This is a genomic window from Bacillus sp. EB106-06-01-XG163 (assembly GCF_058791615.1).
This window is the reverse complement of sequence record NZ_JBYTDS010000017.1, coordinates 68,631-83,657: the sequence shown is the minus strand read 5'-3', so window position 1 is coordinate 83,657 and position 15,027 is coordinate 68,631. Positions and strand designations below refer to the sequence as shown.

General features: G+C 45.3%; 17 protein-coding genes and 1 pseudogene. 13 read left to right on the top strand and 5 right to left on the bottom strand.

Annotated features, from left to right (window positions below):
• Positions 1–102: 102 nt before the first annotated feature.
• Entirely contained in the window at positions 103–1,032 is a 930-nt protein-coding gene (locus tag AC3WTF_RS17420; protein ID WP_004393053.1) for a manganese-dependent inorganic pyrophosphatase, read from the bottom strand.
• Between the two features lie 206 nt (positions 1,033–1,238).
• Here AC3WTF_RS17420 and AC3WTF_RS17415 point away from each other — a divergent pair, with 206 nt between their 5' ends.
• Positions 1,239–1,610: a winged helix-turn-helix transcriptional regulator gene (locus tag AC3WTF_RS17415; RefSeq protein ID WP_015240961.1), complete on the top strand. Its 372-nt coding sequence runs from the start codon at positions 1,239–1,241 to the stop codon at positions 1,608–1,610.
• Positions 1,611–1,646: 36 nt separating this feature from the next.
• Here the strand turns inward: AC3WTF_RS17415 and AC3WTF_RS17410 are convergent, their stop codons facing one another.
• A complete protein-coding gene (locus AC3WTF_RS17410; RefSeq protein ID WP_007407913.1) occupies positions 1,647–2,132 on the bottom strand; it encodes a spore coat protein in 486 nt (161 codons plus the stop codon).
• 133 nt (positions 2,133–2,265) lie between these two features.
• On the opposite strand from AC3WTF_RS17410, the gene AC3WTF_RS17405 reads away from it, so the two are divergent.
• The 10 genes from AC3WTF_RS17405 to AC3WTF_RS17360 all read left to right on the top strand — a co-directional run bounded on the left by AC3WTF_RS17405 (position 2,266) and on the right by AC3WTF_RS17360 (position 12,373).
• Positions 2,266–2,418, top strand: a complete 153-nt coding sequence (locus AC3WTF_RS17405) for a hypothetical protein (protein ID WP_004393059.1) — start codon at positions 2,266–2,268, stop codon at positions 2,416–2,418.
• A 243-nt stretch (positions 2,419–2,661) separates the two neighbouring features.
• Entirely contained in the window at positions 2,662–3,597 is a 936-nt protein-coding gene (locus AC3WTF_RS17400; protein WP_032866869.1) for a YybS family protein, read from the top strand.
• Positions 3,598–3,627: 30 nt separating this feature from the next.
• Positions 3,628–5,607: a DHH family phosphoesterase gene (locus AC3WTF_RS17395; protein ID WP_015240959.1), complete on the top strand. Its 1,980-nt coding sequence runs from the start codon at positions 3,628–3,630 to the stop codon at positions 5,605–5,607.
• Positions 5,604–6,053, top strand: a complete 450-nt coding sequence (gene rplI, locus AC3WTF_RS17390) for a 50S ribosomal protein L9 (RefSeq protein ID WP_007407910.1) — start codon at positions 5,604–5,606, stop codon at positions 6,051–6,053. Before AC3WTF_RS17395 ends, rplI begins: the two co-directional genes overlap by 4 nt.
• A gap of 6 nt (positions 6,054–6,059) precedes the next feature.
• Positions 6,060–6,758: a kinase gene (locus AC3WTF_RS17385; RefSeq protein ID WP_079891422.1), complete on the top strand. Its 699-nt coding sequence runs from the start codon at positions 6,060–6,062 to the stop codon at positions 6,756–6,758.
• Positions 6,759–6,845: 87 nt separating this feature from the next.
• The gene (locus tag AC3WTF_RS17380; protein ID WP_007407908.1) at positions 6,846–7,502 is read left to right on the top strand and encodes a PIG-L deacetylase family protein; all 657 of its coding nucleotides are present in this window, start codon (positions 6,846–6,848) and stop codon (positions 7,500–7,502) included.
• Complete coding sequence (locus AC3WTF_RS17375; protein ID WP_032866864.1) at positions 7,499–8,833, top strand: glycosyltransferase family 4 protein; 1,335 nt, start codon at positions 7,499–7,501, stop codon at positions 8,831–8,833. The genes AC3WTF_RS17380 and AC3WTF_RS17375 overlap by 4 nt, the downstream gene beginning before the upstream one ends.
• Positions 8,823–10,010 carry a carboxylate--amine ligase gene (locus tag AC3WTF_RS17370; protein ID WP_015418621.1) on the top strand — a complete coding sequence of 396 codons (1,188 nt, stop codon included), beginning with the start codon at positions 8,823–8,825 and terminating at the stop codon, positions 10,008–10,010. Before AC3WTF_RS17375 ends, AC3WTF_RS17370 begins: the two co-directional genes overlap by 11 nt.
• Complete coding sequence (locus tag AC3WTF_RS17365) at positions 10,003–11,058, top strand: phosphotransferase (RefSeq protein WP_007407905.1); 1,056 nt, start codon at positions 10,003–10,005, stop codon at positions 11,056–11,058. Before AC3WTF_RS17370 ends, AC3WTF_RS17365 begins: the two co-directional genes overlap by 8 nt.
• Before the next feature lie 22 nt (positions 11,059–11,080).
• On the top strand, positions 11,081–12,373 hold the full coding sequence (locus tag AC3WTF_RS17360; RefSeq protein WP_020958106.1) for a glycosyltransferase family 4 protein: 1,293 nt from the start codon (positions 11,081–11,083) through the stop codon (positions 12,371–12,373).
• Between the two features lie 79 nt (positions 12,374–12,452).
• Here the strand turns inward: AC3WTF_RS17360 and AC3WTF_RS17355 are convergent.
• Positions 12,453–12,704: pseudogene (locus AC3WTF_RS17355) on the bottom strand (mannosyltransferase YkcB-related protein); the annotation flags it as partial.
• Between the two features lie 86 nt (positions 12,705–12,790).
• On the bottom strand, positions 12,791–12,934 hold the full coding sequence (locus AC3WTF_RS17350; RefSeq protein WP_007407902.1) for a YycC family protein: 144 nt from the start codon (positions 12,932–12,934) through the stop codon (positions 12,791–12,793).
• A gap of 118 nt (positions 12,935–13,052) precedes the next feature.
• Here AC3WTF_RS17350 and AC3WTF_RS17345 point away from each other — a divergent pair, with 118 nt between their 5' ends.
• Positions 13,053–13,262, top strand: coding sequence for a hypothetical protein (locus AC3WTF_RS17345; protein WP_015418617.1), 210 nt, complete (start codon positions 13,053–13,055; stop codon positions 13,260–13,262).
• Between the two features lie 30 nt (positions 13,263–13,292).
• Here the strand turns inward: AC3WTF_RS17345 and AC3WTF_RS17340 are convergent, their stop codons facing one another.
• On the bottom strand, positions 13,293–13,490 hold the full coding sequence (locus AC3WTF_RS17340; protein ID WP_007407900.1) for a DUF2188 domain-containing protein: 198 nt from the start codon (positions 13,488–13,490) through the stop codon (positions 13,293–13,295).
• 170 nt (positions 13,491–13,660) lie between these two features.
• Between AC3WTF_RS17340 and dnaB the strand changes: the two genes are divergently transcribed.
• A complete protein-coding gene (gene dnaB, locus AC3WTF_RS17335; protein ID WP_004393100.1) occupies positions 13,661–15,025 on the top strand; it encodes a replicative DNA helicase in 1,365 nt (454 codons plus the stop codon).
• Positions 15,026–15,027 lie beyond the last annotated feature (2 nt).

Genomic DNA, 15,027 nt, shown 5'->3' with positions numbered 1-15,027 from the left:
ACAACCAATCACCGATAAACTATCGGCAATTGGCTGTTTAAAAGGTGTTTTGACCCCTGTCTCAAAAACGGGGGTCAATCCCGGGTTTCCGGGGTGTTTTGGTTATTCTGCAATCGCGTCTGTTAAAACAGGAACGACTTGTTTCTTTCTGGATACGACGCCTTTTAAAAGAGCCGTGTTGTTTTCTAAAGTCACGTTGAATGCTTTTTCCACTTTTGACGCTTGATCACCGATGGCAAGCGCAAGGGAATCGTTTTCCAGAATATCCGTAATCACGAGAAGGAACAGGTCAAGGTTCTTCTCAGCAATTACTTTTGAAAGAGCCGCTTCTAATTCCGGCTGCCGCTTTTTAACATCTTCAATATCAACTGTGTTGACTTGGGCGATTTCGACTTTTTTGCTGCCGAGCGTGAACTCTTTCGCATCAAGAGAAATCAGTTCTTCCACAGTTTTTTTGCTTAAGTCGGCGCCCGCTTTCAGCATGTTTAAGCCGTACTCTTCCGCATCTACGCCGGCAATTTCAGCAAGCTCTTTTGCCGCTGCGATATCTTGCTCCGTGCAAGTCGGAGATTTAAATAACAGAGAGTCGGAAATGATTGCTGACAGCATGAGGCCCGCAATTTCTTTCTCGATTTTCACGTTATTTTCTTTGTACATTTTGTTTAAGATCGTAGCCGTACAGCCGACCGGCTCAGCACGGTAGTAAAGAGGTTCCGCTGTTTCGAAGTTGGCGATACGGTGGTGGTCGATAACTTCAAGAACCTGAACGTCTTCGATATCCTTGATGCTTTGCTGGCGTTCATTGTGGTCAACAAGGATGACGCCGTTTACTTCGTTTGCGGCTGTTTCCACCAAACGCGGGCTTTCCTGCTTGAAATAATCAAGCGCGTATTGTGTTTCGCCGTTGACTTGTCCAAGGCGGACGGGCTCAGCATTGAAGCCGAGTTTATTTTTTAGATCAGCGTAGGCAATGGCAGAGCAAATGGTATCTGTGTCTGGGTTTTGATGTCCGAAAATAAGAATTTTTTCCATAATAACTCCTTGTCCTTTTTTGTAGTGTAAACAATCTTTTTATAGTTTAACACGTCTTGAGGAGGGTGTAATCTTCAAAACCTTAAAAATTGATGTGAAAAAGAAGCATTTTTGTTGAGAGGTGGAGAGGATTGCGAGTAAAATACTGGGTAAGTCAGATGCTAATCAGCATATAGTATCAAAAAAGGTACTATGGAGGATGAAAAATGAACATATATCCGAATAAAGAAGGTTGTCCGGTTGAACTGACGCTTTCCGTTATCGGCGGAAAGTGGAAGGGTATTTTGTTTTATCATATGATCGGCGGAAAAAAGCGGTTTAATGAGTTTCGGCGCATTTGCCCCAGCATTACGCAGCGTATGCTGACGCTTCAGCTTCGCGAGCTTGAGGCGGACGGCATCGTGCATCGCGAGGTATATCAGCAGGTGCCTCCAAAGGTGGAGTATTCTCTTACCGAATTCGGCAGGTCGCTGGAACCGATCGTTTTGCAAATGAAGAAATGGGGAGATGCCAACCGGGAGTTTCTCGAGACATACCGGGATAAAACGTCTCCTCAAGATCAGTCCGCTCAAAAATAAGAAGCAGCAAAGGATTAAATTCCTTGCTGCTTTTTTTTATTTCATCGCGATGGCTTTTCTGGCGTTGCGCACATCATTCTTCAGCAATTCGCTCAGGTTGTAAGCCGGATATTGACCGCGTTCTTCCATATACTCAAAGACCATTTGGTGCCACTTGATGGCCGCGTTTAAGTGCTTGACGAAGACGTGTCTTAATTGAGGTGTGGCCGTCTCTGTAATGGCTCCGGCATAATTGCGGACAGATGTTTTGGCCAGAATGAGCAGGCCGCCGCTGTAAAAGGAGGAATCAGCGCGCTCTTCTGTTTCATCCTCACGAAAAGCGGGAGCTTCAGGGAAGAAAGGAAGCAGTTCACGCAGGTTTTGTTCCAAAGAATGGATGGAAAATCTGTAAAGCTGTTTTAATCTGGCATCGCTTACGTCCCGCTCTGTTCTTTTTAATTTCACAAGTCCGTTTGCCTGGAAAGCCACTAACTCATGCAGTTCTAACGTTTCATGCCATGCTAATGTTCTCCGCTCAGTCATGGTGTAAGAATCTCCTTTATCCTTCATTTTCACTATCAGCATATGCCCCGGTTCCGATGTTGTTCCTGATGTTTTGAAGTTTCCAGAAAGGGAAAATCAATGTAAAGGAAATACGAAATAGAGGTGAAACTATATGTGGGACATGATAAAGAACTTCTTCCTTTTCAGCAGCGGTGTTTTGCAGGCGACCACTCTCTTACTTATCGTTATCGTCTTGTTATATGTACGAAAAACCAAAAAGAAAAACAGAGATACTTCTGGTTTCATGGATGATCAGGATCACTGATACAACGGGCATTCTTTCACTGGGATGTCCGTTTGTCTGTTTTCATGTTTCACATGGAACATTGCGGCTGTCCGCGCTCATTTTACTTGCGATTTCGACTTATGTTAAAATATATACGTGTATTTTGGAGAGTTTATGGAAAATTCAGGTCTTGAAAGAGACATTGCGGCGTCAAAAGAGCAGTCGTCTAAGCTGCTCTTTTCTATTCGTATGTTCGAATGATACAAGGTTTGAGGTGAGTAAGTGAAAAATACAAGGGCTCTAATAGAAGGCGCCATTTTGATCAGTATTTTTGCAATCATTTCCCTTTTGGTCGTGTACCTCCCTTTACTGGGGGCAATTCTTCTCTTTGCTTTGCCGCTGCCGATCATTCTTTACACCATTCGGCACGGTCTGAAGCCCGGGGTATGGATGGGGCTTGCCAGCCTTCCTGTCAGCTTTATTGTAAGTTCGTTTACCGGGCTTACAGGCGCTTTTACGGCGGCCTGTACGGGAATCGCCATGGGATATTATTTTAAAAAGAAACAGTCCGGCTATGCGGTTGCTGCCGGCGCTATGGCGTATGTGCTGTGCGGCGTCGTTTTTTTTGTGGTCAGCATCGTGTTCCTTAACATGAATGTGGTTGATACCACCATGTCCCAGCTTCGGGAGTCGCTGTCTGTGGCTGATACCATGTCAAAACAGCTGGGTTACGGAGACCAGTTCGGGAAGCAGATCAAGCTGATGGAAAGTCAGCTGAGCACGGTTCAATATCTTTTTCCTACAGTGCTCGTATTGACCGGCATCGTTTTTTCTTTCCTCAGTTATGCTATGGCAAGGCCGCTTTTACGGCGATTTTCCCCTGATCTTCCGAAGATGAAGCCTTTTAGAGAGCTCAAACTCCCGCAAAGCGTTGTCATTCTGTATTTTATTGTGACGATATTAGGGTTTCTGCCTTTAGAAAAAGGGCATATGCTGTATTCGGTTTCATTGAATGGGGGATTTATTCTCAGCTTGCTGATTTGTATTCAAGGATTAGCGTTTATTTTTTTCTATTGCCGCGAAATGGAGATGCCGAAAGCCGTTCCTGTATTAGCAATTGTGCTGGGGGTGCTTTTTCCGCTCATCTTGTCCGTGTATCTCCTCTTAGGCATCATTGACATAGGCTTTAACATAAGAAATAAGGTGACGCGAAATTGAGTGTGACTTACAGGTGGGGAGTTGATAGAAATGCCTAGTTTTTATGAAAAACCGTTGTTTCGGTATCCCATCTATGCATTGATTGCATTGTCAATCATCATAATTCTCATCAGCATTTACTTTAACTGGCTGATAGGAGCCATCGGCGTTGTGCTGCTCGCCGTGATCTTGTTTTTCATTAAGCGTGCGGATTCTCTGATCAGAAAAGAAATTGACGATTATATCTCCACGTTATCGTATAGATTGAAAAAAGTAGGCGAAGAGGCATTAATGGAAATGCCTATCGGGATTATGCTGTTTAATGATCAATATTACATTGAGTGGGCGAATCCGTTTTTGTCTTCCTGTTTTAATGAAAGCACGCTCGTCGGACGCTCGCTGTATGACACATGCGAGGCCGTCGTGCCGCTGATCAAGCAGGAGGTCGATTCGGAAACGATCACCTTGAATGAGCGGAAGTTTAAAGTAGTGATTAAAAGAGATGAGCGCCTGCTTTATTTCTTTGATGTGACAGAACAGATTCAGATTGAAAAGCAGTACGAAAATGAGAGAACCGTGCTGGCATATATCTTCTTAGATAACTATGATGACGTCACACAGGGGCTGGATGACCAAACGAGAAGCACGATGAACAGCCAGGTCACCTCATTATTAAATGCGTGGGCGCAGGAGTACGGCATTTTTCTGAAACGGACGTCCTCGGAGCGGTTTATCGCGGTGTTAAATGAACACATTTTAACGGAGCTTGAAAACGCGAAATTTTCGATTTTGGATGAAATCCGAGAAAAAACATCCGTCCACACTGTATCATTGACCCTCAGCATCGGGATCGGCGCATCGGTTTCTTCCTTGAAGGAGCTTGGAGATCTGGCGCAGTCCAGCCTCGATTTGGCTCTCGGCCGCGGAGGCGACCAAGTGGCGATCAAAATGCCGAACGGCAAGGTGAAATTTTACGGCGGCAAAACGAATCCGATGGAGAAGCGCACAAGGGTGCGCGCCCGGGTGATTTCTCACGCGCTCAAGGAAATTGTCTCAGAAAGCAGCAATGTCATTATCATGGGGCACAAATTTCCTGATATGGACGCAGTCGGAGCCGCAATCGGAATATTGAAGGTGGCGCAGGCCAACGGCAAAGAAGGCTACATCGTCATTGATCCGAACCAGATCGGATCAAGTGTTCAGCGTCTGATTGAAGAAATTAAAAAATATGAAGAGCTGTGGTCGCGGTTCATCACGCCGGAAGAGGCGATGGAAATTTCAAATGACGACACGCTGCTTGTCGTCGTTGATACACATAAACCGTCCCTTGTGATGGAAGAGCGTCTCGTGAACAAAATCGAGCACATCGTTGTGATTGACCACCACCGCAGAGGCGAGGAATTTATTAAAGACCCGCTGCTCGTTTATATGGAGCCATACGCTTCATCCACCGCAGAACTCGTGACGGAGCTGCTTGAATACCAGCCGAAGCGGCTCAAAGTCAATATGATTGAAGCGACGGCCCTGTTAGCTGGTATAATAGTGGATACAAAGAGTTTTTCCCTTCGCACGGGCTCGCGGACGTTCGACGCCGCTTCTTATTTGAGAGCGAAAGGCGCAGATACGGTTCTGGTGCAGAAAGTTCTCAAAGAATCGGTCGGTTCTTATATCAAGCGGGCGAAGCTGATCCAGCATACGTCTCTTTATAAAGAACATATCGCGATTGCTTCTCTTCCTGAGAACGAAGAGGAGTACTTTGACCAGGTGCTGATTGCGCAGGCGGCTGATTCCCTCTTATCGATGAGTGAAGTGGAAGCTTCATTTGCGGTAGCCAGACGGGATGAGCATACGGTGTGCATCAGTGCGAGATCGCTGGGCGAGGTCAATGTGCAGATTATTATGGAGGCGCTGGATGGCGGAGGGCATTTAACCAATGCGGCAACCCAGTTATCGGGCATTTCTGTCTCAGAAGCGCTCGTCCGGCTGAAGGAAGCCATTGATGAATATTTTGAGGGAGGCGTTCAGAGATGAAGGTTATTTTCTTACAAGATGTAAAAGGTAAAGGAAAAAAAGGCGAAGTGAAAAACGTAGCAGACGGTTATGCACATAACTTTCTCATTAAAAAAGGCCTCGCTGTCGAAGCAAATGCGACAAACATCAGCGCATTGAAAGGACAGAAAGAAAAAGAGAAAAAAGAAGCGATTGCCGAGCTTGAAAGAGCCAAAGATTTGAAAGAAACGCTTGAACAGCTGACTGTTGAGCTGAGTGCCAAATCCGGTGAAGGCGGCCGTCTATTCGGATCTGTCACAAGCAAACAGATTGCAGAAGCGCTGCAAAAAACGCATAAGATTAAAGTGGATAAACGGAAATTGGAGCTCCAAGACGGTATCCGCACACTGGGATATACAAACGTTCCTGTAAAGCTGCACCCTGAAGTTCAGGCTGTGCTGAAGGTTCACGTAAAAGAAGAAGCGTAATACACAATGAAAAACCCGCCGATCCGGCGGGTTTTTTTCATGTCAGCAGACGGCGCAGCGCAAGAAAATGATGAGATTGTTTCATTTCCGATCATCACCAGATTGCATATTATATTACATCATAACGAAGGATGTGTCGGTATGAAACGATTTTTTTCTGAAACATATTTTAATAATCCGGAGAATAAAAAGGCGCTGGAGCACTATCCGCTGATCGGTGATGGAAAAGACGGGGAAGTCTATCGCTTAACACACAACAAATGCGTAAAATACTTCTTTGAAAAAGGGACATGCAAAAAGGAATTGGCAGCTTTAAAGACCGGACAAGGTTCCCCGGTGATTCCAAGACTGTATGAATACGGAGATCGTTATATTGTGATGGAATATGTCCAAGGCACCTCTCTTGCCCGCCATATCAAACAAGAAAAATCCCTGTCCGTCAAACTGACTGCTGATATTTTAAATATGCTGGATGAATTAAAAAGAATCGGTTTTACCAGATGGGATGCCGAAATCAGGCACATTCTGATCAACGAACACGGAAATCTTAAGGTCATCGACCATAAAAGAGCTTTTTCCGCCATTACCCGGTTTCCCGTAAAACTATTAAAAGGACTGGACAAATACGGCTTGGCGGATGAGTTTTTGAACACTATAAAAAAATTAAATCCGTCACGTTACCTGGAATGGCAGCCGCACATGTAAGTTTCTGAAAATCCGCACATGTAAGTTTCCTTTTTGTAGGGTCGTCATATGATATTTGTAACATTTGTTTGGTGGAGTGTGGAAAAAATGGCAGAATACATTATGGTTATCGGCGCTCATCCCGATGATGAACTATTGGGATCAGCGGGCACCATAAAACGGCTGATCAATGAAGGATATAAAGTAATTTCCGTTATTACGGCATTAGGAAGAAAAGAAGAAGCTCATCATATTAAACAATTAGGCGAACGCGCGAATCAAGAGCTTGGAATTGAGAAAGTCATCTTTTTGGAGCACACGAATTTAGAGCTGGAATGTATCCCTCTTCATAAGCTTGTCAAAGAATTAGAGCAGCTCATTCGCGTCTATCAGCCTGATAAAATCTTTACACATCATTACGGCGATATCAATATGGACCACCAGAGAACATTCCAAGCAGTTTTAACAGCCGCCAGACCGCTTCCGAATCAAAAGCCTATCGAACTGCTTACGTTTGAAACGCTATCTTCAAGCGAGTGGGAGAGGAATACGGCTGATAAACTCTTCAAGCCTAATTACTTCGTTAACATCACAGACACAATGGATGCCAAACTCGCGGCGCTTCACCACTATGACGTAGAAATGAGGGATTACCCTCATCCCCGTTCATATGAAGGCGTAAAACATTTAGGAAAAGTCAGAGGGATGACGGCGGGTGTGGAATACGCTGAAGCTTTTGAAGTCGTGCGGAGGATCTGGAAATGATCAAGACATTTTCCGTCCCCTATCCGTATATGGTCCAGACGCTTGACCGCTACTACGGGGTCAAAACGCGCCCGCGAAAAAAGGCGGCAGTAAAGACACAGTTGAAACATGAACATCATATTCCGCGGTTATACAGGAAAAAAAAGAAGTTATCCATTTTGATTGCCACGTTTTGGGACTACCCGCACACGGGCGGTTTATCAAACTATATTAAAACGCTTAGTGAAGGCCTGAAAAAGAGAGGTCATAAGGTGGATGTCATATCCCCTAATCTGTTTCCGTCCGCACAGGTAAAAGAACTGCGGGCGGCTGTTGTTCCGAAATTAAAAGATTTCTTTAAAGACAGATATGGGGTTTATAACGATCATATTTTGAAAAATAATCGGCTGATGTTTATATACGAGCAAATGCTTCAAAAGATTCATTTGGAAAGATATGATGTGTTCCACGCTCAAGATTTATTTACAGCCAATATGTTAGGCAGGTTCAATCAAATCTATAAAAAACCTTTATTTTTCACACCGCATGGCATGTTTACTTTCAACAGACTTAAATTTCACATCTTTAAAAAAGGCTCGGTAGAAGAGATTTATTATAAAAAATTAGAGATGAAAGCCATTGAATACGCAGATCGCCTGATTATTATCAGCGATACGTTCCGCAGCCCGCTCATGAAGCTCGGAGCCGAACAGGAAGACATGACAACGGTGGTCACAGGAATCGATTACGATGCAAAAACAGGCGGGAAAAGAAAAACCCCGGTACCGAAAAATAAGATCATCATCTCGTGTATTGCAAGATTAGGCCCGAGAAAAGGTCACAAATATTTACTGGACGCACTTTCGAGAATTCCATCTGATGTACTTGAGCATGTTGAAGTGCTGATCGCGGGCGACGGAGAGATGAGGAGCGCCTTAGAGGAACAGGCTCGAAAACTGAATCTATCTATGGTTTCCTTTTTAGGAAAAAGAGATGATGTTCCCGCTATTTTGAATGTGACGGACATATTCGTACTGCCGACCATTAATGATAGTCTGCCTATTTCGATTATTGAAGCGATGTTCAGCGGCTCGGCTATCATCGCGACCGATTGCGGGGGTATTCCGGATCTGATCCGCCATAACAAAACGGGGCTTATTGTCGAGCCGGGAAATGCAAAGGTTCTTGCCCGGGCTTTAGCGTTTTTTATCACTAACAAATCTGCGCGGAAGATAGCTGCTTCAAACGCAAAGGCCTACGCAGAGAAATATTTAAGCAGTGAGACGATGATAAAAAATATCGAATCGATTTATCAAAATACCAACAGCTCGGAGGGAGATCATGAAACATGAACATGCAGCCGTTGTACTTGATTTCAGTGCAAACGGGATTGGGATCATTCGCAGCCTGGCCCGAAGAGGAATCGATGTTTACGCGTTTGACACGGAGGGACCTTATCGTATCGGAAAATCAAGGTTGGCAGATTGCGGGATATGTCCCAGCCCTTTAACACAAGAGGAAGAACTGCTGACATTTCTGACTGATTTCGGGAAGCGATTCCAAGCAAAGCCGGTTCTGTACGCAGGATCTGATGATTATGCGGGATTTATATCTAAATTCCGCGAGACATTAGCCGGCTTTTTTTTGTTTTTGCTCCCGAGCCGCTCTCTGTTAGAAACGGTCTTAGATAAAAGCAAAGCATATGAATTAGCGGTCAAGCATCACATCCCCTGCCCGAAAACCTTTTTTCCGAACAACCGGGATGAGCTGGAAGAGGCCATCGCCAATATTGACTTCCCGTGTATTTTAAAACCGGTGGCCGGCCATGAATACAGAAAAAAAGTAAACAAAAAAGCAATTGTAATGAAGGATGCCGCACAATTGCGCAAGGAGTTCAGCTCCTACAGAGAAAATGGAGAACTGCTCGTGCAGGAGATCATCCCCGGAGACAACCAGTGTTTTTATAAAGTCGCCACTTTTTATGATGACCAAATGAAATTAATGGGCCTATTCTCTCTGCAAAAGAACCATCAATTCCCTGCAGATTTTGGCGCGGGGGCCCACGTCGTCAGCAAACGGCTTCCTGATTTAATCGAGAAGACCCTGCCGTTTTTTGAAGCGATTCAGCTGAAGGGAGTAGGCATGGCGGAATTTAAAAAGGATCCCCGGGACAATGTTTACAAGTTTATCGAAATTAATCCGCGCTTTTGGCTCAGCCATAGCCTGACAGAACCGGCAGGCGTTCATTTCGTTTACATGTACTATCTGTATTTGACCGGACAACATGTGAAGCCCCAGCTCGAACAAAAAGACGGAATCAACTGGATTTATGAGGTGCGTTATTTCTTAACGTTTTTGAAGAAACGAAAAAGAGGAGAAATGACGTTCCGGGATTTTTGGAAAGGGTGTAAAGGAAAAAAAGAGTACGCTCTTTTTGCTTGGAATGACCCGATGCCATTTATCAGAAACACTTGGTCTCATCTCAAAAACAGCTGGAAACGGAAGCGGAAGGAAGATCGGCATGTATGAAAAGGATCTTTTGTATGGCGCATTTCAAAAACTGAGAATTGACGAAAAACTGTCGTATTCGTTCGGTGAAAGGGCTGCGGTGAATCCGGATGACATCACATGCCTGAAATCGACGGACAGAAGCGCCATTTATAAACTGTTTGTAAAGAAAAAATCCGGAACTGTTCCGCTGATATTGAAGGTATATAAATCTTCCCGTGAAAAAAATAAGGTCGAGATTAATATATACGGGAAAGCCCGTTCCGTTTTAGGGGATTTGCTGCCGGACATCTATCTTATAGAAGAAAGTGACCATGAAACGTGGATATTTATGGAGTTTGTCAGCCAGATCAGGGGACAGCTTACATTTCACCCGAAGCATTTCAAGTATATTATTCCGTCTGTCGCAGAATTGCACAGCCGCACCTTTGAAAATAAGAATATTTCTGACGGTAAATGGCGGTCGTGGCTGCCGGTATATGAATCGGAAACCATGAGAAAAGGGCGTAAAAAGCAGATCAAAAAGACAGCGGAATTATTGGATAGGGCTCTTAAAGATGAGCGCACAAAAGATATCGTGAAGCCTCATTATCGGCAAATCACAAACTTGCTTGAGCAGGAGGAGCCGGATTTTTTCCCTGAATTGATACAAAACGGCTCAGCCATCACACACGGTGATCTTCATATGCAGAATATCTGCACCCACGATGCGTCCGGGCATGAACCGTGGGATATTCAATTCATCGATTGGGAATCCGCAAAATACGCGCCGGTTTGGTTTGATATGACGGTGCTGGTTGAAATTCTGCTTGGCTTCAGAAAAGATTGGAGCCGGCACGCAGAAGATATTCGGACGTATTGCGTAAAAGTGTATACGAAAGAAATGAAAAAGCGGGGCATTCATTTTCAGACCCCTCCTATGACGCTTTATAAAATGGCTTATTTGCAGAGAACACTTGAAAAAGGGCTTCATACCCAATTGCGGAGAATCTTCGACAATCGGGGAGGGGAACTGCTGCCGTATCATGTTGACAAAGTGTCAAAATGGGGACGGGAATTAGGATTATAAGTTTGAGAGAGGGGGAGCGGATGTGAAAGAAGAGATCGGCAAGCCGAACGGTCTGGTGCCTCTAGCCTTATTGCGCGTCATGGATCAATTTTACGGGATCGAACATCAAGGTGAGCCAGAGATGCTGTATTCGTTCTGTGCGGAAGGAAAAAGCTCCCCCAAACGAAAAAAGCCATTGCGTATTCTGTACGCAACCTTTCTCCGTTACCCGAATGTCGGAGGGTTGGCGAGTTATATCACATCAATTAAGACGGGTTTTGAGCGCATCGGTCATCAGGCGGATGTCATCTCGCCGCTCCAAATGCCGCCAACTTTTTTTCAGGAAGATATCCCGCGGGCCGCTGACGAGATCAGAGCGTTTCTTGTTGGCAGATACGGCGCCGCAAATGAAAAGTTTGTGAAGAATCTCAGCTATTTACATGTCTTTCAAAGATTTTTGAAGGAGAAAGACTTAGAACAATATGACCTGTTTCACGCGCAGGATTTATTTGCGGTATTTTTGCTGGGATACCTTAATCAAACGTACCAGCGTCCTCTTTTTTTCACGCCGCACGGACATTTTACGAAAAGCCGGATGAAGTTTCATAAAATCCAAAAGGGTTCAATAGAAGAGGCATATTTCAGTGAAATAGAAAGGCAGGGTATTCAAGCTTCGGATAAAATCATTACAATCAGCGACTCCTTTCACGAGCCTTTGCTGGAGTACGGAGCGAAGGAGGCTCAGCTGAAGACTGTTCATACCGGCATTGACATTCAGGATGCCCCTGAGTCAAAACGTGCTGAAAAGCTCGTGATTGCGTGCGTTTCCCGTCTGACCGAGCGAAAAGGACATGATGTGATGCTGGACGCTCTCGCCCGCATCCGGCACCATTTATCCGGAGTTGATATATGGATCATCGGAGACGGAAACATGAGAGGGTTTCTGGAAGAGAAGAGACGGAAACTGGGCCTCTCAAATGTGTTTTTCCTCGGAAAACGACGTGATGTGCCGGCGCTTTTGGCTGAATCATCTATATTTGTCCTGCCGACATTGAATGATAATTTCCCTATAGCGATCATCGAAGCGATGTTCTCAGGTCAAGCCATTGTCGCAACTGACTGCGGAGGAATCCCTGAGATGATCCGGCATGAGGCCACAGGGCTTATTTGTCAGCCCGGCAACAGCCGCGAACTTGCTGATGCTCTCGTAATGCTGATTACGGATCAGTCTCTCAGGGAACGGCTTGGAAAAGAAGCGCGCTCCTATGCCGGCCGGCATCTGCGTCAGGAACTGATGGTTTCAAAAATAGAAAGTATTTATCAATCATTTTTCTGAATGATACCGGCGCCGCATGGCAGGTGCTTCAAGAGCAAAATAAAGAGGCCGGCGTTTAACTATCCAGCCTCTTTCCGAACTATTTTTTCATCTCATACAGAGTCTGCTGACTTTGTCCGCCCGGGCCGCCCGTCATTCCTTTCCGGGCTGAGCTTGTTTTTCCGGTGCTGTATTGGTCAGCTGAGATTTTTGTGCCGTTCTTTTTCCTCCATGAGACAAGCTTCGTATTGCCTGAATTGTTTCCGGATAATAAGAAATATTTCACTTTTCCTTCGTCAACAAGTTTTTTCAGCTGTGAGACGGTTAAAATCGGATCGGTTCCGTTCAAAGAATGTTTTGCCAAAATTTTCTTCGCGAAAAAAAGAGGCGGAAAGCCATCGCTTCCGCCTCCCGCACATATATATGAGAGAGCAGCCTTTATTTGTGATCGTTCTCTTTTTGGACTTCAGCTAATTTGGCAAGCAGAATGTGCTGAGGCATGTGCATGATTCTCTCAAGCGGCATATTCAGTGATTCTGCGAGCTTTTGCGCCGTTTCGGCGGAAATTTGCAGCGGTTTCATGTGATCACTCCTTCCGTTTCTTTATTGTACTAAAATCAGAAATCTATCGTAAGAGGATATGACAAAGGAATGGAGGTTTGAAAAGCGGGGCTTTATAACAGAATGGGGGAGGTTTTTTATGCAATCGCCATTGATGTTATTACAGCTGAAGCTGGCTGATTATCAGAAAAAAGCCGCAGAACTGCGGACAATTGACGAATTTATTATACTGAAACAGACATTGCAGGACATGATGAAAGTATTCGCCGCCTGTGAAGAATGGGAGCTGTATCAAAAAACGGCCGATCTCATGGCGCAGACGGTGCTGCACATCCGTTTCATCGAATAAGAAAAGCCCTCGCTCGGGCGAAGGCTTTTCTTAAAAGGACCGTTCTTCTTCAATGTTTTTATGCTGATCATAAATGACAAGCTTAGACGGGCTGTTCTCTTTAGCCGTCTGCTCCGCTTTCTCGATCGCCGCGTCCTTTGATGTATAAAGAGCCGTCGGCGCCACATTTTCCACCTTCACAAACCATCCGTCCGCATCAACACTGGGTGTTACTGCATATGTTTTCATCCTTCTTACCTCCTGGTTTCGATTTATTTATTTGTTTCCCGGCATTCGGAATGGCGAAACACGCAGCCGCTGTTTGACAAATACAGGGAAAGTGATGTTTTTCTATTCTTTTTCTTGAGAAATGGTAAAATGGAGTTTGGATATTTTTTAAGGAGAGGACGGTGCTTAGCATGACAGACCTTCTGAATGATCGGCTGCCGCCGCAAAACATAGAAGCTGAGCAGGCCGTGTTAGGTGCTGTTTTTTTACAGCCGTCTGCGTTAACACTGGCTTCTGAAGTGTTGATTCCGGATGATTTCTACAGAATGTCACACCAAAAAATTTACAATGCCATGCTCGTGCTCGGAGACCGCGGTGAACCGGTTGATTTGGTCACGGTAACGTCAGAGCTTGCGAATACCGATTTGTTAGAAGAGGTGGGAGGCGTCTCTTACCTGACGGACATCGCGAATTCCGTTCCGACAGCGGCTAATATAGAATATTACGCGAAAATCGTTGAGGAAAAATCCATTCTCCGCCGTTTAATTAGAACGGCGACCTCAATCGCTCAAGACGGGTATACGCGAGAGGATGAAGTTGAAGATTTATTAAGCGATGCGGAAAAAACGATTATGGAGGTCGCGCAGCGAAAAAATTCGGGCGCCTTCCAAAATATCAAAGACGTGCTTGTGCAAACATACGACAACATTGAGCAGCTTCACAACCGGAAAGGCGATATTACCGGGATTCCGACTGGTTTTATTGAGCTTGACCGGATGACGGCGGGGTTTCAGCGGAATGATTTGATCATTGTCGCGGCCCGTCCGTCTGTGGGGAAAACGGCATTCGCCTTAAATATTGCGCAAAACGTGGCCACCAAAACGGATGAGAGCGTCGCGATATTCAGTCTTGAGATGGGTGCCGAGCAGCTTGTCATGCGTATGCTCTGCGCTGAAGGGAATATTAATGCCCAAAATCTCAGAACGGGAAATCTGACGGAAGAAGATTGGGGCAAGCTGACGATGGCGATGGGAAGCCTGTCAAACAGCGGTATCTTTATAGATGATACCCCCGGCATCCGCGTCAGCGAAATCCGTTCAAAATGCCGCAGACTGAAGCAGGAGAACGGATTGGGCATGATTTTAATTGACTACTTGCAGCTCATTCAGGGAAGCGGCCGTTCAAGCGACAACCGCCAGCAAGAGGTATCGGAAATTTCACGGGCGCTAAAAGCGCTGGCGCGGGAGCTTGAAGTCCCGGTCATCGCCCTGTCTCAGCTCTCCCGGGGTGTTGAGCAGCGGCAGGATAAACGTCCGATGATGTCAGATATCCGTGAGTCGGGAAGTATTGAGCAGGATGCCGACATCGTCGCCTTCCTGTATCGTGATGATTACTATGATAAAGAATCCGAAAACAAAAATATCATCGAAATCATTATTGCCAAACAGCGTAACGGCCCGGTGGGCACCGTCTCACTGGCTTTTGTGAAAGAATACAATAAGTTCGTAAACCTGGAAAGGCGCTTTGATGACGGCGGTGTTCCGGCAGGTGCGTAAAG